This window comes from Microbacterium sp. NPDC058062 (assembly GCF_042885375.1).
GTDB lineage: Bacteria > Actinomycetota > Actinomycetes > Actinomycetales > Microbacteriaceae > Microbacterium > Microbacterium trichothecenolyticum_C.
This window is the reverse complement of record NZ_JBHVSC010000003.1, coordinates 888,529-906,061: the sequence shown is the minus strand read 5'-3', so window position 1 is coordinate 906,061 and position 17,533 is coordinate 888,529. Positions and strand designations below refer to the sequence as shown.

The following is a 17,533-nucleotide window of genomic DNA, read 5'->3' as shown; positions in this document are numbered from 1 at the left end:
GCGCCTGCCGATGCGAGAGCGCGCGGGCGCGATCGCAGCCATGCGAAAGACCTCATCGAACCTCGGCCTCCTCCGGGGTGTCGTGCGTCTTGTCGTGGCGTGGGACCCCGGCGAGGGGCGTCGCGAGCTCACAGAAGACCTGGGGGAACACTCCAGCCTAACCCGGCGCAGGGCGTGCGACGAGACCGGGAGTGTCAACTCAGGAGATCGTATTCCGCCTGATCAGAGGGGATCGATGGGGACAATCACCCATCCTTCGACAGGCGCGGGAACCGATCAGGTCGCCGAGCCCGTCGACGCGCCGACGTACTCCCGCAAGTGCTGGGCCGTCAGCGTCTCCGCGCCCGCGACGAGATCGGCGGGCGTGCCTTCGAACACGATCGAGCCGCCGTCATGGCCGGCCCCCGGACCGATGTCGATGATCCAGTCGGCGTGCGCCATCACGGCCTGGTGGTGCTCGATCACGATCACGCTGTTGCCGGCTTCGACGAGGCGGTCCAGCATCCCGAGCATGTTCTCGACATCGGCGAGATGCAGCCCCGTGGTGGGCTCGTCGAGCACGTAGATCGCGCCCTTCTTCGCCATCGAGATCGCGAGCTTGAGGCGCTGCCGCTCGCCGCCCGACAGGGTGTTGAGCGCCTGGCCGAGCGTGATGTAGCCGAGGCCGACGTCGATCATGCGCATCAGGGTCGTGTGCGCGGGGCCCTTCGTGAAGAAGACGGATGCCTCGGCCGCCGACATCGCGAGCACCTCGGCGATGTTCTTCCCGTCGAGGGCGTACTCGAGCACCTCGTCGCTGAAGCCCGAGCCCTCGCAGAGCTCGCACAGGGTCTCGACGGTCTGCGTGAAGCCGAGGTTCGTGATGATGACGCCGAGGCCGCGGCACGCGGGGCACGCGCCCTCGGAGTTGGCGCTGAAGAGGGCGGGCTTCACGCCGTTGGCCTTCGCGAACGCGGAGCGGATCGTGTCGAGGATGCCGGTGTACGTCGCCGGGCTGGAGCGGCGGTTGCCCTTGATGGGCGACTGGTCGACGACCACGACGTCGTCGAAGCCGGGCACGTTGCCGTGGATGAGCGACGACTTCCCCGAACCCGCGACGCCGGTCACGACGGTGAGGATGCCGAGCGGCACGTCGACGTCGACCTCCTTGAGGTTGTGCTGAGTGGCTCCGCGGATCTCGAGCGCGCCCTTCGCGGCCCGCGTCGAGTCCTTGAGGCGCGCGCGGTCCCCGAGGTGACGGCCGGTGATCGTGCCGGACGTGCGCAGACCCTCGACATCCCCCTCGTACTGCACCTCGCCGCCCGCACGGCCGGCGCCGGGGCCCAGATCGACGATGTGGTCGGCGATCTCGATGACCTCGGGCTTGTGCTCGACGACGAGCACGGTGTTGCCCTTGTCGCGCAGCAGCTTCAGCAGCCGGTTCATCCGCTGGATGTCGTGGGGGTGCAGGCCCGCCGTGGGCTCGTCGAAGACGTAGCTGATGTCGGTGAGCGCCGAACCCAGGTGCCGGATCATCTTGGTGCGCTGCGCCTCTCCGCCCGAGAGCGTGCCCGAGGCGCGGTCCAGCGACAGGTAGCCGAGTCCGATGTCGATGAACGACGCGATCGTCTGGCGGAGGCCCCCCATGAGCGGCGCGACGGAGGGGTCGTCCACCGTGTCGAGCCACACCGCGAGGTCCGTGATCTGCATGGCCGCAGCATCCGCGATGCTCGTCCCGTTGATCTTCGAGGACCGCGCACCGTCGTTCAGGCGCGTGCCGCCGCAGTCGGGGCAGGGCAGGAACTTCACGGCGCGGTCGACGAACGCGCGGATGTGGGGCTGCAGGGCCTCGCGGTCCTTCTGGAGCATCGACTTCGTGATCTTCGGGACGAGACCTTCGTAGGTCATGTTGATGCCGGCGATCTTGACCTTCGTCGGCTCCTTGTAGAGGAAGTCGGCGCGCTCCTGCTCGGTGTAGTCCTGGATGGGCTTGGCCGGGTCGACGAAGCCGGACTCGGTGAACGCCTTCACCATCCAGCCGTCGGGGTTGTAGCCGGGGACCTGGATGGCGCCGTCCTGCAGCGACCTGGTCTTGTCGTAGAGCTCGTCGAGGTCGACGTCGCTCACCTCGCCGAGGCCCTCGCAGCGCGGGCACATACCCCCGGTGATCTCGAACGAGCGGCGTTCCTTGACCTTCTTGCCGCCCTTCTCGAACGTCACCGCGCCGGCGCCCGACACGGACGGGATGTTGAACGAGAACGCCTGCGGCGAGCCGACGTGGGGCACGCCGATGCGGCTGAACAGCAGCCGCAGCATCGCGTGCGCGTCGGTCGCGGTGCCCACCGTGGACCGCGCGTTCGAGCCCATGCGCTCCTGATCGACGATGATCGCGGGGCTCACGTTCTCGAGCGCGTCGACCTCGGGGCGGCTCAGCTGCCCCATGAACTGCTGCACGAACGTGGGGTACGTCTCGTTGATGAGGCGCTGCGACTCGTTCGCGATCGTGCCGAACACCAGCGACGACTTGCCCGACCCGCTCACCCCGGTGAAGACGGTGAGCCGCCGCTTCGGGATGTCGACCGACACGTCCTTGAGGTTGTTCTCGCGGGCGCCGACGACGCGGATGACTTCGTGCGAATCAGCGATGTGGGACTCGGATGCCATGCCGACGAGTATGCCCGGGAACCCGGACACCGCGCTTCCTGAATCCTGCTCGATCCGCTGTTGCCAGCGCCCCACGCGACCTTTCGGCGAGTCGCCATGAATGCCGTCCTCACTCACGCTCTCTGGCGAGTCGCCAAATGGTGAGCGTGGGGATGGATGCTGCGGCTCAGGCGGCGTCGAACTCCGCGGGCTCGATCGCGAAGTTGTCGCGGAAGACGCACGTCGGGTCGTAGGTCGCCTTCACGCGCCGCAGCCGCGCCAGCGTCGCGGGTGGGAAGGCCTCGGCGATCCGCTCCGGCCGCTCGGACGAGTCGAAGCTCAGGTACATGCCGTCGACGTGGTCGGCGAGCGTGCGCCACTGCGCGTCGAGCCGGTCGGGGTGGGATCCGAGCGCGGCGACCGAGAAGTTCGCCGAGCGGTGCGCGTACGCGGTCGCGTCCTCGGCCACGTCGGCCACCGCCCCACCGACCGCGCGCAGCTGGAAGAACGGCACGGCGCCGGACTGCAGCATCCGTTCCACCGCCGCAGCGATGGCGGGCGTGACGTGCTCGATCAGACCCGAGCGGCTGTGCGGCTCGCCCGCGCCGTGCTGCGGGCCGAGGTCGGCGTTCGCCATGATCTGCGGGTATGTCGTGAGCTGCACGGACTGCTGCACCAGCGGGGCGAGCTCGGCGAAGGGCTGCAGGCGGGCGATGATCGTGTCGGGGTCGTCGGAGTCGACGATGCCGTACAGCTGGACGACCTGCGGCTGGCCGGGCCGCGGTCCGCCGGTGAGGAGGAACAGCGTGAGGTCGCGCGGCGACTCCTCGACGATGCGGCCGTAGCCCTCGAGGAACTCCGCGACGTCGTCCACCTGGAACGCGAGCTGCGCGTAGCCGACCTGCCCGACCTCGTCGACCTCGAACTCGAAGGCGGTGACGATGCCGACGTTCGCGCCGGCGCCGCGGATCGCCCAGAAGAGGTCGGGGCGGGTGGAGGCATCCGTCCGCACGATCGAGCCGTCGGCGAGCACCACCTCGGCGGCGCGCAAGTGGTCGATGGTGAGGCCGTGCTCACGGGCGAGCAGGCCGATGCCGCCCGCCGTCGCGAGTCCGCCGACCCCCACGCCGCCGTAGTCGCCCGACGTCAGCGCCCAGCCGTGTTCGCCGAGCGCCGCAGCCACCTGCGCCCATCGCGCGCCCGGCCCGATGCGCACGAGTCGGCGGTCGGCGTCGAGCACCTCGATCTCGTCGAGACTCCGGAGGTCGATCACGATGCCGCCGTCGTTCGTGCTGCGACCGCTGATGCCGTGGCCGCCGCTGCGCACCGCGAGCGGGAGCTCGGGATGCCGGCGTGCGAACGCGAGCGCCTCGGCGACCTGCTCGGACGACGAAGGCTGCAGCACGAGGCCGGGACGCCCGCCGCGCATGTAGGTGGCGCGCACGTCGCCGTAGTCGAAGTCTCCGGGCTCGATCGCGCGGAGGCCGGCCGGCACGTCGTCGTACGCGATGCCGTCACGGCGGGCGGCGAGGGCCGCGGCCGACCGCACCGGCGCGGCGTCGACCCCGCGGGTGCCGCGCTCGGCGGCCACGAGCTCGCGCACGGCGGGGGCGACGTCCTCGCCGAAGCGCTGGAGCAGGTTCGGGTCGTCGGCCGCGATGATGAACGTGCCGATGCCGTCGTCGAGAGCGAGGCGGGCCAGGCGCTCGGCGAACTCCTGCGGATCGGCGGCGAGCTGCCCGATGTTGAGCAGGCGCCGGATCTCGCGCGGGTCGCGGCCGGCCGACTCCGCGGCCTCGTCGATCGCGGTGTTGCCCTTCGCGAGGTCGCCCGGCTGCAGGTAGCCGAGCGACGGCAGCCACCCGTCGCCCTTGCGGCCGGTGAGCGCGAGCATGCGCGGCTTGTACGCGCCGATGCGGATCGGGATGTCGTGCGCGGGCCGCGGCCCGCGCTTCGCGCCGTGCACGGCGTGGAACTTCCCGTCGGTGAACACGCCCCGGCGCTCGTCGGTGCGCCACAGCTCGCGGATGAGGTCGATCGCCTCCCCCAGCGCCGTCACCGCCTGGCCCGGCGTGAGCCGCGTGCCGCCCATCGCCTCGATCGCGTCCCAGAAGCCGCCGGCGCCGAGGCCGAGGTCGAACCGACCGCCCGACAGCAGGTCGATGCTCGCGGCGGCCCGCGCGACGACGGCGGGCGGGCGCAGCGGCACGTTCAGCACGTTGGGCGCGACGCGGATGGACGAGGTGCGTGCCGCGACGAACGACATGAGCGTCCACGTGTCGAGGAACGCCGGCTGGTACGGGTGGTCCTGGAAGGTGACGAGATCGAGACCGGATGCCTCGGCCACCTGCGACAGCAGCACCGGCGCCTCAGGGGTCGCGGCGGAGGGGGTGATGAAGGCGCCGAACTCGAGCGCGTGTCCGTAGTCCATGGGGGTCCTTTCAGCCGATGGTCGCGGCGGGACGGAGCGCGGCGGCCGGAGCCGGTGAGTCGGGGGCCCAGTCAGGGCGCAGCCCCGACAGGAGGATGTCGAGCAGCAGGTCGCGGTCAGCGGGGGCGCCGAGCCGCACCGCGTGCTCGACTCCGCAGACGAGGCGCTGCAGCTGGGCGGGCGAGACGTCGCCGCGCACGACGCCGTCGCGCTGCGCTCGCGAGAGGACCGCGTCGTAGCCCGCGAACACCTTGCCGCGCGCGGCGGCGCACTCGTCGTGCAGGCCCGGATCGGTGCGCGCCATGTCGGTCAGCACGGCCTCGAGCCCACCGTCCTCGAGCTGCAGCGTCAGCGCATCGTCGAGGAAGCGGCGGAACGCCTCGTGCGCGTCGGGTTCGCCGACCGCGCGGTCGGCGGCGTCACCGAGCCGCATCAGCGTGTCGACGCTGAGCGCCTCGACGAGCGCCTTCACCGTCGGGAAGTGCCGATAGACCGTGCCGATCCCGACGCCCGCGTCGCGGGCGACGTCGTTGAGGCGCAGCGCGCGCACGTCATGTCCGCGGGCGACCTCGAGGATGCGCGCGCGACTGCGTACGGCGTCGGCTCGGGGGGTCATGCCGCCAGCCTACACCCGAAACGGATGAACTATCCGTTTCTACGGGGACACCCTCCAGCACCCGTCGACGTGGTCGTCCACCATGCCGGCGGACTGCATGAGCGCGTACATCGTGGTCGGCCCGACGAACCGGAAGCCGCGCTTGCGCAGCGCCTTGCTCATCGCCTCGGCCTCGGCGGTGATCGCGGGCACCTCGGCGAACGTCGCCGGGCGCCGATGGGCCGCCGGCGCGAAGGACCACATGAACGCGTCGAGCTCACCGGGCTCGAGGTCGAGCACCAGCCGCGCGTTGGAGATCGTGGCCTCGATCTTCGCGCGATTGCGGATGATCCCGGCATCCGTCATCAATCGCGCGATGTCGTCCTCGCCGAACGCCGCCACCGTCTCGGGGTCGAACCCCGCGAACACTTCGCGGAACCGCGGTCGCTTGCGGAGGATCGTGATCCACGACAACCCCGCCTGGAACCCCTCGAGGCTCATCTTCTCGAAGAGGGCGCGGTCGCCGTGCAGCGGCACCCCCCACTCCTCGTCGTGGTAGCGGGCGTACTCGGAGTCGTCGCCGACCCACGCGCAGCGCGCGCGGCCGTCGGCGCCGAGGCGGACGTCGGTGCTCACCGCGCCAGCCTAGGCTCCCCCGCCGACGTCGGTGTCCCGAGCCCGCCGGGGCTCGCGTTCAGCCGCCCGACACCCGCTCGATTCCCGGATGCCGCTTCCGTCGCTTACCTTGGAATGTCGGGCTGTTCGGGTCCGCGCAGCTGGGAGGCAGGACCATGAAGATCGTCGCGTCGGCGGATTGGCGGGACTCGGTCCCCTTCGAGAACCCCGTACTCCTCGCAGACGTGGTCCCGGGCGAGCCGACGCGCTGCTTCTCGTGCGGCCCGGAGTCGGAGCTGCTGCCGCGCACCGAGCTGTGGGCGTACAAGCACCGCCACCCCAAGAACCACGACGGCTACGTCCGCTTCTACTGCGCGTACCACGTGCCCGCCGCGGCGATCGTCCCGCAGCCGGCGGCAGCCGCGCCGGCGGCACGCGCGAAGTCGTCGTCCCCTCGCGCCGCCGCCGAGCGCCGAGTGAGCAAGCCGGTCGTCCCCGAGCGCGTGCGCGCGATGTGCCCGAACTGCTTCATCGAGGTCTCCGCGACCGGCGAGTGCGGCAACTGCGGCTGGTCCGCTTCCTGACCCGATCCCGATCCTCAATTGAGGATCGTTGCCGAGATGCGGAGCCGTCGGTGAAGATCGGCCCGCATCTCGGCTCCGCTCCTCAGTTGAGGACGCCGGCGCGCACGGTGAGCCGCGCCGTCACTTCTTCTTGAGCGACTTCTCCGACACCGGCGCCTCGCCCGACGCGGCGAGGGCGCGGTAGTACTCGCGCGCCTCGTCCTGGCGCTTGCGCTCCGCACCCGACGCGATGGGTGCGCGCACGTGCTCGGGCGCGAAGCCGTAGGCGTCGACGAGATCCTGCGCGTGCGGACGCAGCCGCGCCGCGAGCCGATCGATGTAGCGGGAGACGGATGCCGCGCGCTGGGTCGAGAGCCGGCCGTTGATGATGTACCAGGCGAGGTGCTTCTCGATGAGGTGCAGCCCGAACAGGTCGCGCAGCCACGTCAGCACCTGCTTGGTGCCCTCGTCCGAGACACGGTTCACACCGTCGGTGAAGGCCTCCCACTGCAGAAGCTCGCCGTGTGCGCGGGCGGCTTCGATGAGCTCCGCCTGGTGGCTGTTGAACAGCGCGGCGGCCTCGGCCGGCGACAGCTTCGACGCCGGACGCAGGGCGGCCGCGACATCCGCCACCATCTGCTGCACCCGGCCGGCGAGCAGCTCGTGCTGCTGGTCGGTGCGCAGGCCCAGCTCGATGGAGCGCGCGGTCGAGCCGAAGTCGGTCACCGTCTGCCCGAGCTGGCGCAGACCCGCCCCGTGGAACACCTTGCCCGCGGTCTGGCCGACGGCGAAGCGGGCCAGCTTCGCAGCATCCGCCCCCTTGAACTGCTTGGCGTAGTCCGACAGGAGTCGCTTGCCGACCAGCTGGAGCAGGACGTTGTTGTCGCCCTCGAAGGTGACGTAGACGTCGAGGTCCTGGTGAAGGCCGACCATGCGGTTCTCGGCGAGGAAGCCGGAGCCGCCGCAGGCCTCGCGGGCCTCCTGGATCGTCGACAGGGCGTTCCACGTCGACAGCGGCTTGAGCGCGGCGGCGAGGGTCTCCAGGTCTTCGCGCTCCTCGGGGGTGTCGGTGCGGCCCGAGAAGACGGCGTCGAACTTCTTGAGGAGCTCGTCGTGGCTGAAGAACTGCGCGTAGTTCTGCGCGAGGAGCGGCAGCAGGCGCCGCTGGTGCTTGCCGTAGTCGAGCAGCACCACCTCTTCAGTGCCCGCACCCGAGTCGAACTGGCGGCGCTGGTTCGCGTACGTGAGCGCGATGTGGAGCGCGAGCGCGGTGCCGGTGGTCGCGGCGCCGTCGAGCGACACGCGGCCCTGCACGAGCGCGCCGAGCATCGTGAAGAAGCGGCGGCCGGGCGTCGGGATGTCGGAGGTGTACGAGCCGTCGGCGGCGACCTGGCCGTAGCGGTCGAGCAGGTTGAAGCGGGGCACCCGCACCTGGTCGAACGCGAGGCGGCCGTTGTCGATGCCGTTGAGGCCGCCCTTGACGCCGTCGTCCTCGCTGATGATGCCCGGGAGCATCGCGCCCTCGTCGTCGCGGATCGGCACGAAGAAGCAGTGCACGCCGTAGTTGACGCCGCCCGTGATGAGCTGTGCGAACACGGTCGCGGCCTTGCCGTGCAGCGCCGCGTTGCCGAGGTAGTCCTTGTACGCGCCGCGGAACGGCGTGTGGATCACGAACTCCTCGGTCTCGGGGTCGTAGGTCGCGGTCGTGCCGATGGACGCGACATCCGAGCCGTGCCCGGTCTCTGTCATCGCGAACGCACCCGGGATCGAGAGGTCGGTGATGCCCGGCATCCACTTGTCGTGGTGCTTCTCGGTGCCGAGCTGGAAGACGGCCGAGCCGAACAGGCCCCACTGCACACCGGACTTGATCTGCAGGCTGGGGTCGGCGAGCACGAGCTCCTGGAAGCCGGCGAGGTTCGCCCCGTTGTCGTTGAGCCCGCCGAACTTCTCCGGCATCGCGCGGCGCGAGCCGCCGTGCTCGACGAGCAGGTGCAGCTGCGTCAGCACGCGCTCACGGTGCTCGGGCATCGACTGCCCCTCGATGCGCCAGAACGCGGGGTCCTTGATCATCTCGCGGGCCTCGCGGCGGGTCTCGCCCCACGTCCCGAGGAGCAGATCGGTGACCGCGGCGATGTCGATGCGGGGATCGGATGCCTCGGCCGCGGTGTGCGGAGCGGTCGGCGCTCCGCCGGCGGGCGTGTTCTTGTGGACGGCGGGCTTCTTGGTGCGGACGGCGGCGTCAGCCATGTGCATCACCTCTCGGTGCGACGGGGAAGGGTCGAGTTCCCTTCGACCGTAGGACTCCGACAACGTCCCCTCAAAGCCTCTGGTGGATGTCCACAAGGTCGGCGCGACACGGGTGACCGATGCGTTGTGCGAGACACACAGCGAGGTCGCCTCCGGGCGCCGTGCCGGGGGTGTTCGGGCAGGACCGCGCGAACGTCCGCGGCGAGGCCTAGGCTCGGGTCATGAGCCCGCCGACGGCGATCACGCCCGCGTTCATCCCCGTGCACGATCCGCGAGCGAGCGCGCACTGGTACGCGGATGCGTTCGGCCTCGGCGTCGTCGAAGAGACCGACGCCTCGAGCGTGCTCGCGGGCTCGCACGGACAGGTGACCCTGATGGGCCCGAAGAGCGGCATCCATGTCGAACCCGGCCTGCCGTGGGCGACGTGCAACTTCCGCGTCGACGATTTCGCCTCCATCCACGAGCGTCTCGCGCGACTCGGGGCGCACCCGAGCGACGAGCTCGGCGACCCCGACCGCTGCCTCTTCTTCACCGCGACAGACCCCGACGGGAACACCATCCTCGTCACCGATCGCTGATGACCGATGCAGTCGTGACCCTCGCCCCGTGGGCGGCGGGCGATCTGCCGCTGCTCGAGCGCGCCAACACGCCGGAGATGATGGCGCATCTGGGCGGGCCGGAGACGCCCGAGCAGCTGGTCGAGCGCCAGGAGCGCTACATGAACCTGATGCGCACGGGCGAAGCCGCCATGTACCGCATCGAGCTCGATGGCACGCCGGTCGGCGGCATCGGGTACTGGCAGGTCGACCACGACGGCGAGCCGGCGTGGGAGGCGGGCTGGAACGTCTTCTCCGAGTGGCAGGGGCGGGGCCTCGCGCACGCGGCGCTCGGGCTGGTCGTGCGCGAGGTCGCGGATCGGCACGATCGCAGCCTCCTGGTCGCCTACCCCGGCGTCGACAATCCCGCGTCGAACGCACTGTGCCGCGCCGCGGGGTTCGAGCACCGCGGGTCGAGGACGGAGCCGTGGCACGGCCGTGAGCTCTCGTTCAACGTGTGGGTGCTCGACATGTCGCCACTCGACCTCGACGGCCGCGAGCCCGACCTCGAGGAGCGGTTCGGCGAGGGCGTGCTCGACGAGAAGGTGTGGTGGCCGCACTATCTGCCGCACTGGTCGTCGCGCGAGCGCACCACCGCCCGCTACTCCATCGCGCCCGACGCGCTCGAGCTCTTCATCGACGCCGACACCGCGCCGTGGTCGCCGGAGTTCGACGGTGACAACCGCGTCTCGCACGTGCAGACGGGCCAGTTCGCGGGCGCGCGGGGCGGGGCGATCGGGCAGCACCGCTTCCGCGAAGGCCTGGTCGTGCGCGAGGAGCAGCCGGAGCGCCGGCTCCACCTCCCGCGGTTCGGCGTGATCGAAGTCCGCATGGCCGCGGTGCGCCACCCGGACGCGATGGTGGCGTTCTGGCCGATCGGGTTCGAGGACCGCCCCGAGGACTCCGGCGAGATCTGCATCGCCGAGATCTTCGGAAGCGAGCTCGACGACGAAGGCGGCTGGGTCGGCGTCGGGGTCAAGCGCCAGCACGACCCGCGCCTGCGCGACGACTTCGAGAAGGTCCGAGTCGCGGGTGATCTCACCGTGATGCATGACTACGCCGTCGAGTGGACGCCCGACGCGGTGCGGTTCTTCATCGACCACCGCTGGGTGAAGACCGTGCACCAGAGGATCGACTACCCCGTGCAGCTCATGCTCGACCTCTACGAGCTGCCGCGCGCCGACCGCAGCCGCGACCTCGTGGCGCTCCCCCACACGCTCCGCGTCGAGCGGGTGCGCACCTTCCCGCCGCTCTGACCGCCGGGGTGGCCCGGCTTCAGAAGAGTCCGACGATGCGCCCCTCGTCGTCGACGTCGATGCTGTTCGCGGCGGGGGTCACCGGCAGCCCGGGCATCGTCATGATGTCGCCGCAGATCATCACGACGAACCGCGCGCCGGCGGCGAGGCGCACCTCGCGGATGTCGACGACGTGGCCCGTCGGCGCACCGCGCAGCTTCGGGTCGGTCGAGAACGAGTACTGCGTCTTCGCGACGCACACCGGGTAGCCGCCGTAGCCCTCGTCCTGCAGGCGCTTGATCTGCGCGCGGACGGCGGTCGAGGCGGTGATCTCGGACGCCCCGTAGATGCGCGTCGCGATCGCGTTCATCTTGCGCCACAGCGTCGCGTCATCCGGGTACGTGAAGTGCAGCGCTTCTTCGTCCCCTGGTTCCGCGGCCCGTTCGTCGCACAGCCGCAGGACCTCGCGCGCCAGGTCCTCCGCGCCCGCGCCGCCGTCGGCGAAATGCCTCGCGACCACGGCCGTGACCCCGACGGACTCGGCGGCCGCGATGAGCGCCGCGGTCTCAGCATCCGTGTCCTCCGCGCGATGGTTGATCGCGACCACCGTCGGGATGCCCCACGTCTCACGGAGCGTCTTCAGGTGCCGCAGCAGGTTGGCGGTGCCCTGCTCGAGGGCGGCCACGTTCTCGTGCGGGAGGTCGGCGACCTCGACGCCGCCGTGGAACTTCATGGCGCGTACGGTCGCGACGACCACCGCGACGTCGGGGCGGAGGCCCGTCGTCCGGCACAGGATGTCGACGAACTTCTCGGCGCCGAGGTCGGCGCCGAAGCCTGCCTCGGTGACGACGTAGTCGGCCATCCGCAGCGCGGAGTCGGTCGCGAGGTACGAGTTGCAGCCGTGCGCGATGTTCGCGAAAGGGCCGCCGTGCACGAACGCCGGCGTGTGCTCGAGCGTCTGCACGAGGTTCGGAGCCAGGGCGTCGCGCAGGATCGCGGCCATGGCCCCGTGGGCCTGCAGGTCGCGAGCGCGGATCGGCGAGCGGTCGCGGGTGTAGGCGACGACGATCTCGCCGAGCCGATCCCTGAGGTCGGCGAGGTCGGTGGCGAGGCAGAAGATCGCCATCACCTCGCTCGCCACGACGATGTCGAAGCCGTCCTCGCGGGGATAGCCGTTCGATGGACCACCGAGGCCGATCACGGCGTCTCGGAGGGCCCGGTCGTTGACGTCGAGCACGCGCCGCCACGTCACGCGACGCACGTCGATGCCGAGGGCGTTGCCGTGGTGGACGTGGTTGTCGATGAGCGCCGCGAGCAGGTTCGTCGCGATCGCGATGGCCGAGAAGTCGCCCGTGAAGTGGAGGTTGATGTCTTCCATCGGCACGACCTGCGCGTACCCGCCGCCCGCGGCGCCGCCCTTCATGCCGAACACCGGCCCGAGCGCGGGCTCGCGCAGGCAGATCATCGCCCGCTCTCCGATGCGGGTGAGCGCGTCGCCGAGTCCGACGGTGGTGGTCGTCTTGCCCTCGCCCGCGGGGGTGGGCGACACGGCGGTCATCAGCACGAGCCGCCCGCGCGGCCTCTCCTGGAGCGTCCGCAGGTGCCGCAACGACACCTTGGCCTTGAACCGGCCGTACGGCTCGAGCTCCTCGTCAGGGATGCCGAGCCCCTCGGCGATCCGCGTGATCGGCCAGAGTTCGGCCTGCTGTGCGATCTCGATGTTGCTCGTGGCCACGCTCGCTCCCGTTGCGGGCCTCGTCGCCCACCTCCGTCAGCCTATGCGGGTGGCGCTCACTCGTCGCGGACGCGCACCGAGAGGCACGTCACGCAGCCCTCGAGCTTCTCGAACTCCGTGATCGGCGTGGTGATGACCTCGAGCCCGCGCGACCGGTAGAGCTCGGCGGTCTCGGGAGCGTCGGCCGACATGAGCACGGTGGCGTCGTCGAGCACGACGACGGCGGTGCCGTGCTCCTCGGGCACGGCCAGGAAGTCCGGGTAGGCGGCCGGGTCGTCGACGAGCGGCTCGAACCCGACGACCGTGCCGTCGGGAAGCGCGGTCACGCCGCTCTTGAGGTGCAGCACCTTGGACACGGGCACGCCGACGACGCTCCAGCCGCGCGGCGCGAGCAGGTCGCGCAGCTGCGTGATCCCTTCGTCGTTCGTGCGCAGCGTCCGCCCGACGTACACCGTGCGCCCGATCTTCAGCACGTCACCGCCGTCGAGCGTGCCCGGCAGCTCGATGCTGCGATACGGGATGCCGGCATCCTCCAGTGCCGACCGCGTCGAGGCGATCTCGCCTCGACGGGACTCGGCGCCGGGGCTGGTCAGCACCGCGAGGTCGCCGAACATGACGACGGCGTCCTCGATGAACACGCCGTCGGCGTGCTCGTCCGCCGGGTCGACCTCGACGACCTCCCACCCACGGTGCCGGAACACGTCGACGTACGACTCCCACTGGCGCTGCGCGAGCGCGGCGTCGACCGGCACGCGGTCGATGTGGGTGAGCTCACCCTCCGCGAGGCGGGGCGATGGACGGCGAACGAGAAGGCGCGGCATGGGCGCAAGGCTACCGCCGCGACCCCGGGCGGCAGCATCCGTTCCCCTTCTGACGTCTGTGATCCCAGACGGTGTCGGCGGTGCGGGCCTATGCCCGATCCGCCCCGCGCACCAGACTGGGGGCACTCCGGGCGAGGTGGCCCGGCCACCCCGTGGGGAGTCCGACATGGCCGCACTCGGCGAACAGCTCTTTCGGCGCAAGCCCATCGTCATCCAGCAGAAGCACCACAAGGGCGAGGAGCTCGCCCGGAACATCGGCACCTTCCAGCTCATGATGTTCGGTGTCGGCGCGACCGTCGGCACCGGGATCTTCTTCGTCCTGAGCGAGTCGATCCCCGAGGCGGGCCCCGCGGTGATCATCTCGTTCATCGTCGCCGCGATCTGCGCCGGCCTCTCGGCGCTGTGCTACGCCGAGCTCGCCTCGGCGATCCCCGTGAGCGGCTCCACCTACTCGTACACGTACCACGCGCTGGGCGAGATCTGGGCGGTGATCATCGCGGGCTGCGTGCTGCTCGAGTACGGCGTCGCCGTCTCGGCAGTCGCAACGACACCTTGGCCTTGAACCGGCCGTACGGCTCGAGCTCCTCGTCAGGGATGCCGAGCCCCTCGGCGATCCGCGTGATCGGCCAGAGTTCGGCCTGCTGTGCGATCTCGATGTTGCTCGTGGCCACGCTCGCTCCCGTTGCGGGCCTCGTCGCCCACCTCCGTCAGCCTATGCGGGTGGCGCTCACTCGTCGCGGACGCGCACCGAGAGGCACGTCACGCAGCCCTCGAGCTTCTCGAACTCCGTGATCGGCGTGGTGATGACCTCGAGCCCGCGCGACCGGTAGAGCTCGGCGGTCTCGGGAGCGTCGGCCGACATGAGCACGGTGGCGTCGTCGAGCACGACGACGGCGGTGCCGTGCTCCTCGGGCACGGCCAGGAAGTCCGGGTAGGCGGCCGGGTCGTCGACGAGCGGCTCGAACCCGACGACCGTGCCGTCGGGAAGCGCGGTCACGCCGCTCTTGAGGTGCAGCACCATGGACACGGGCACGCCGACGACGCTCCAGCCGCGCGGCGCGAGCAGCTCGCGCAGCTGCGTGATCCCTTCGTCGTTCGTGCGCAGCGTCCGCCCGACGTACACCGTGCGCCCGATCTTCAGCACGTCACCGCCGTCGAGCGTGCCCGGCAGCTCGATGCTGCGATACGGGATGCCGGCATCCTCCAGTGCCGACCGCGTCGAGGCGATCTCGCCTCGACGGGACTCGGCGCCGGGGCTGGTCAGCACCGCGAGGTCGCCGAACATGACGACGGCGTCCTCGATGAACACGCCGTCGGCGTGCTCGTCCGCCGGGTCGACCTCGACGACCTCCCACCCACGCTGCCGGAACACGTCGACGTACGACTCCCACTGGCGCTGCGCGAGCGCGGCGTCGACCGGCACGCGCTCGATGTGGGTGAGCTCACCCTCCGCGAGGCGGGGCGATGGACGGCGAACGAGAAGGCGCGGCATGGGCGCAAGGCTACCGCCGCGACCCCGGGCGGCAGCATCCGTTCCCCTTCTGACGTCTGTGATCCCAGACGGTGTCGGCGGTGCGGGCCTATGCCCGATCCGCCCCGCGCACCAGACTGGGGGCACTCCGGGCGAGGTGGCCCGGCCACCCCGTGGGGAGTCCGACATGGCCGCACTCGGCGAACAGCTCTTTCGGCGCAAGCCCATCGTCATCCAGCAGAAGCACCACAAGGGCGAGGAGCTCGCCCGGAACATCGGCACCTTCCAGCTCATGATGTTCGGTGTCGGCGCGACCGTCGGCACCGGGATCTTCTTCGTCCTGAGCGAGTCGATCCCCGAGGCGGGCCCCGCGGTGATCATCTCGTTCATCGTCGCCGCGATCTGCGCCGGCCTCTCGGCGCTGTGCTACGCCGAGCTCGCCTCGGCGATCCCCGTGAGCGGCTCCACCTACTCGTACACGTACCACGCGCTGGGCGAGATCTGGGCGGTGATCATCGCGGGCTGCGTGCTGCTCGAGTACGGCGTCGCCGTCTCGGCAGTCGCGGTGGGCTGGAGCGGCTACTTCAACGAACTGCTCGAGAACACGCTCGGATTCCGGCTGCCGGATGCCCTGTCGGTGTCGTTCATCCCCGGATCCGACGGCGCGGCGACCGGCGGCATCATCAACCTGCCGGCCGTCGTCCTCGTGGGCCTGTGCTGTCTGCTCCTCATCCGAGGGGTCGCCGAGTCGGCCACGGTGAACACGATCATGGTGCTGATCAAGCTCGGGGTGCTCGCGCTGTTCATCGTCCTCGGCTTCACCGCGTTCAACGCCGACCACTTCGAGAACTTCTTCGCGTTCGGCGCCGCCGGCATCAGCGCGGCGGCAGGGACCATCTTCTTCTCGTTCATCGGCCTCGACGCCGTCGCGACGGCGGGCGAGGAGGTGCGCAACCCGCAGAAGGCACTCCCGCGGGCGATCATCGGCGCCCTCATCATCGTCTCGACGGTGTACATCCTGGTCGCGATCGCGGGGCTCGCGGCCGAGCCGGTCGAGTTCTACTCGACCGAGGAGGCCGGTGAGGCGGGCCTCGCCCAGATCCTGGAGAACATCACGGGCAACCCGGTCTGGGGCACGATCCTGGCGGCCGGCGCGGTCATCTCGATCTTCTCGGTGACGCTGGTCACGCTGTACGGGCAGACCCGCATCCTGTTCTCGATCTCTCGCGACGGGCTCGTCCCGCGGAAGTTCCTCCACGTCAACGCCAAGACGATGACGCCGATCTACAACACGGTGGTCGTCTCGACGATCGTCGCGATCATCGCCGGCTTCGTCCCGTCCGACTATCTGTGGGACACCGTCTCGATCGGCACGCTGATGGCGTTCAGCGTGGTCGCGCTCGCCGTCATCGTGCTGCGGCGCACGAAGCCCGATCTCGAACGGCCGTTCCGGGTTCCGCTGTACCCCGTGGTGCCGATCCTCACCATCGCCGCGTGCGTCTACATCCTGTCGGGGCTGGCCGCCATCACCTGGGTGATCTTCGGCACCTGGATCGCGATCGTACTGCTCTACTACTGGTTCTACGGCCGAAAGCACGCGACGCTGAACGACTACACCTCGGAAGAGCAGATCGCCGAGCCGATCCATCCCGAGGACGAGACGTGACGTACCTCGTCGGCTACGGACCGCGAGGCGACGATCGCAGTGCGATCGAACTCGCGTTCCAATTCGCCCGCTCGCATCCCGAGCCGGTCGTGGCGGTGTCGGTCGTGCCGCAGGGGTGGGGGACCCCGCTCGCCGGCGGCGTCGACCGCGAGTACGAGGAGTGGGCAGCGGGCGAAGGCCGGCTGAGTGCGGAGCTCGCCCTGTCGGACTTCGCCCACCATCCCGGGATCCCCGCCGAGGCGGTGTGGGTCGCCGGCAGATCGGCACCCGCGACGCTGATCGAGCAGGCCGTGGCGCGAGACGCGCGGATGATCGTGGTGGGATCCGCCGAGGAGGCGGAGCCCGGGCGCGTGCGGCTGACCTCGAAGACCGACCGCCTCGTCCACTCCTCGCCCCTGCCGGTGGCCATCGCTCCGCGGAGCTATCGCACGACGAGCGCGGTCACGAGGGTGACCGTCGGCTTCCGCGACGACGACGCCAGCTGGTCGCTGCTGAACCGCGTCGCGGAGTTCAGCAGGCTCGCGTCGGCGCGGATGCGCGTCGTGACCTTCCTCGTGAACCCGGCGCGCCGGCCTGTCACCACCGACATCAGCCACGCGCAGACGCAGGTCATCGAGCTGTGGGGCGTGCAGGCCGCCGCCGCGCAGCAGGAGGCGGCCGCGCACCTGAAGACGCTGGGATTCTCGGACGACGAGCTCGAGTACGGCATCGCCGCGGCCGGCGACTGGGGCACGGCGGTGTCGTCGGTCGGCTGGACCGAGGGCGACGTCATGGTCGTGGGGTCGTCGTCGACGCACCGCCTGGCCCAGGTGTTCCTGGGCTCCAGCGCGTCGAAGATCCTGCGCAACGCCCCGGTTCCCGTCGTCGTCGTGCCCGGCGCACCCGACTAGCAGGACGATGGATGCTGCGCCGCGAGGTCGCGGCGCAGCATCCCGT

At 70.6% G+C, this 17,533-nt stretch carries 14 protein-coding genes and 1 pseudogene; 6 read left to right on the top strand and 9 right to left on the bottom strand.

What is annotated here, in order from left to right:
* Positions 1–276: 276 nt before the first annotated feature.
* From ACFVSU_RS13265 to ACFVSU_RS13250, 4 genes are all read right to left on the bottom strand, one after another.
* Entirely contained in the window at positions 277–2,643 is a 2,367-nt protein-coding gene (locus tag ACFVSU_RS13265; RefSeq protein WP_387143420.1) for an ATP-binding cassette domain-containing protein, read from the bottom strand.
* Between the two features lie 166 nt (positions 2,644–2,809).
* The gene (locus ACFVSU_RS13260; protein WP_387143417.1) at positions 2,810–5,053 is read right to left on the bottom strand and encodes an LLM class flavin-dependent oxidoreductase; all 2,244 of its coding nucleotides are present in this window, start codon (positions 5,051–5,053) and stop codon (positions 2,810–2,812) included.
* A gap of 10 nt (positions 5,054–5,063) precedes the next feature.
* Positions 5,064–5,669: a TetR/AcrR family transcriptional regulator gene (locus tag ACFVSU_RS13255; RefSeq protein WP_387143414.1), complete on the bottom strand. Its 606-nt coding sequence runs from the start codon at positions 5,667–5,669 to the stop codon at positions 5,064–5,066.
* Positions 5,670–5,708: 39 nt separating this feature from the next.
* Positions 5,709–6,284, bottom strand: a complete 576-nt coding sequence (locus ACFVSU_RS13250) for a DNA-3-methyladenine glycosylase I (protein WP_387143412.1) — start codon at positions 6,282–6,284, stop codon at positions 5,709–5,711.
* Between the two features lie 155 nt (positions 6,285–6,439).
* Between ACFVSU_RS13250 and ACFVSU_RS13245 the strand changes: the two genes are divergently transcribed.
* Positions 6,440–6,847: a glucose-6-phosphate dehydrogenase gene (locus tag ACFVSU_RS13245; protein ID WP_387143409.1), complete on the top strand. Its 408-nt coding sequence runs from the start codon at positions 6,440–6,442 to the stop codon at positions 6,845–6,847.
* A gap of 120 nt (positions 6,848–6,967) precedes the next feature.
* On the opposite strand, the gene ACFVSU_RS13240 is transcribed toward ACFVSU_RS13245, so the two are convergent.
* Positions 6,968–9,073, bottom strand: a complete 2,106-nt coding sequence (locus tag ACFVSU_RS13240; protein WP_387143406.1) for an acyl-CoA dehydrogenase — start codon at positions 9,071–9,073, stop codon at positions 6,968–6,970.
* A gap of 221 nt (positions 9,074–9,294) precedes the next feature.
* Here ACFVSU_RS13240 and ACFVSU_RS13235 point away from each other — a divergent pair, with 221 nt between their 5' ends.
* Positions 9,295–9,651 (top strand): VOC family protein, encoded by a 357-nt coding sequence (locus ACFVSU_RS13235; RefSeq protein WP_387143403.1) that lies wholly within the window; start codon positions 9,295–9,297, stop codon positions 9,649–9,651.
* Complete coding sequence (locus ACFVSU_RS13230) at positions 9,651–10,925, top strand: GNAT family N-acetyltransferase (protein WP_387143400.1); 1,275 nt, start codon at positions 9,651–9,653, stop codon at positions 10,923–10,925. The genes ACFVSU_RS13235 and ACFVSU_RS13230 overlap by 1 nt, the downstream gene beginning before the upstream one ends.
* A gap of 19 nt (positions 10,926–10,944) precedes the next feature.
* On the opposite strand, the gene ACFVSU_RS13225 is transcribed toward ACFVSU_RS13230, so the two are convergent.
* A complete protein-coding gene (locus ACFVSU_RS13225) occupies positions 10,945–12,639 on the bottom strand; it encodes a formate--tetrahydrofolate ligase (protein WP_387143397.1) in 1,695 nt (564 codons plus the stop codon).
* A gap of 56 nt (positions 12,640–12,695) precedes the next feature.
* Entirely contained in the window at positions 12,696–13,460 is a 765-nt protein-coding gene (gene ddaH, locus ACFVSU_RS13220; protein WP_387143394.1) for a dimethylargininase, read from the bottom strand.
* Positions 13,461–13,626: 166 nt separating this feature from the next.
* On the opposite strand from ddaH (ACFVSU_RS13220), the pseudogene ACFVSU_RS13215 reads away from it, so the two are divergent.
* Positions 13,627–14,004, top strand: a pseudogene (locus tag ACFVSU_RS13215) (amino acid permease); the annotation flags it as partial.
* On the opposite strand, the gene ACFVSU_RS13210 reads toward ACFVSU_RS13215, so the two are convergent.
* Complete coding sequence (locus ACFVSU_RS13210) at positions 13,952–14,131, bottom strand: formate--tetrahydrofolate ligase (RefSeq protein WP_387143391.1); 180 nt, start codon at positions 14,129–14,131, stop codon at positions 13,952–13,954. The pseudogene ACFVSU_RS13215 and the gene ACFVSU_RS13210 overlap by 53 nt on opposite strands.
* A 56-nt stretch (positions 14,132–14,187) precedes the next feature.
* On the bottom strand, positions 14,188–14,952 hold the full coding sequence (gene ddaH / locus ACFVSU_RS13205; RefSeq protein ID WP_387143389.1) for a dimethylargininase: 765 nt from the start codon (positions 14,950–14,952) through the stop codon (positions 14,188–14,190).
* Between the two features lie 166 nt (positions 14,953–15,118).
* Here ddaH (ACFVSU_RS13205) and ACFVSU_RS13200 point away from each other — a divergent pair, with 166 nt between their 5' ends.
* Positions 15,119–16,597: an APC family permease gene (locus ACFVSU_RS13200; protein ID WP_387143386.1), complete on the top strand. Its 1,479-nt coding sequence runs from the start codon at positions 15,119–15,121 to the stop codon at positions 16,595–16,597.
* Entirely contained in the window at positions 16,594–17,487 is an 894-nt protein-coding gene (locus ACFVSU_RS13195; protein ID WP_387143383.1) for a universal stress protein, read from the top strand. The genes ACFVSU_RS13200 and ACFVSU_RS13195 overlap by 4 nt, the downstream gene beginning before the upstream one ends.
* Positions 17,488–17,533: the final 46 nt, after the last annotated feature.

Coding starts and splice junctions, on each gene's coding strand:
- ACFVSU_RS13265 (WP_387143420.1), bottom strand. CDS start 2,643: ATGGCATCCGAGTCCCACATCGCTGATTCGCACGAAGTCATCCGCGTC.
- ACFVSU_RS13245 (WP_387143409.1), top strand. CDS start 6,440: ATGAAGATCGTCGCGTCGGCGGATTGGCGGGACTCGGTCCCCTTCGAG.
- ACFVSU_RS13200 (WP_387143386.1), top strand. CDS start 15,119: ATGGCCGCACTCGGCGAACAGCTCTTTCGGCGCAAGCCCATCGTCATC.
- ACFVSU_RS13255 (WP_387143414.1), bottom strand. CDS start 5,669: ATGACCCCCCGAGCCGACGCCGTACGCAGTCGCGCGCGCATCCTCGAG.
- ACFVSU_RS13240 (WP_387143406.1), bottom strand. CDS start 9,073: ATGGCTGACGCCGCCGTCCGCACCAAGAAGCCCGCCGTCCACAAGAAC.
- ACFVSU_RS13230 (WP_387143400.1), top strand. CDS start 9,651: ATGACCGATGCAGTCGTGACCCTCGCCCCGTGGGCGGCGGGCGATCTG.
- ddaH (WP_387143389.1), bottom strand. CDS start 14,952: ATGCCGCGCCTTCTCGTTCGCCGTCCATCGCCCCGCCTCGCGGAGGGT.
- ACFVSU_RS13235 (WP_387143403.1), top strand. CDS start 9,295: ATGAGCCCGCCGACGGCGATCACGCCCGCGTTCATCCCCGTGCACGAT.
- ACFVSU_RS13260 (WP_387143417.1), bottom strand. CDS start 5,053: ATGGACTACGGACACGCGCTCGAGTTCGGCGCCTTCATCACCCCCTCC.
- ddaH (WP_387143394.1), bottom strand. CDS start 13,460: ATGCCGCGCCTTCTCGTTCGCCGTCCATCGCCCCGCCTCGCGGAGGGT.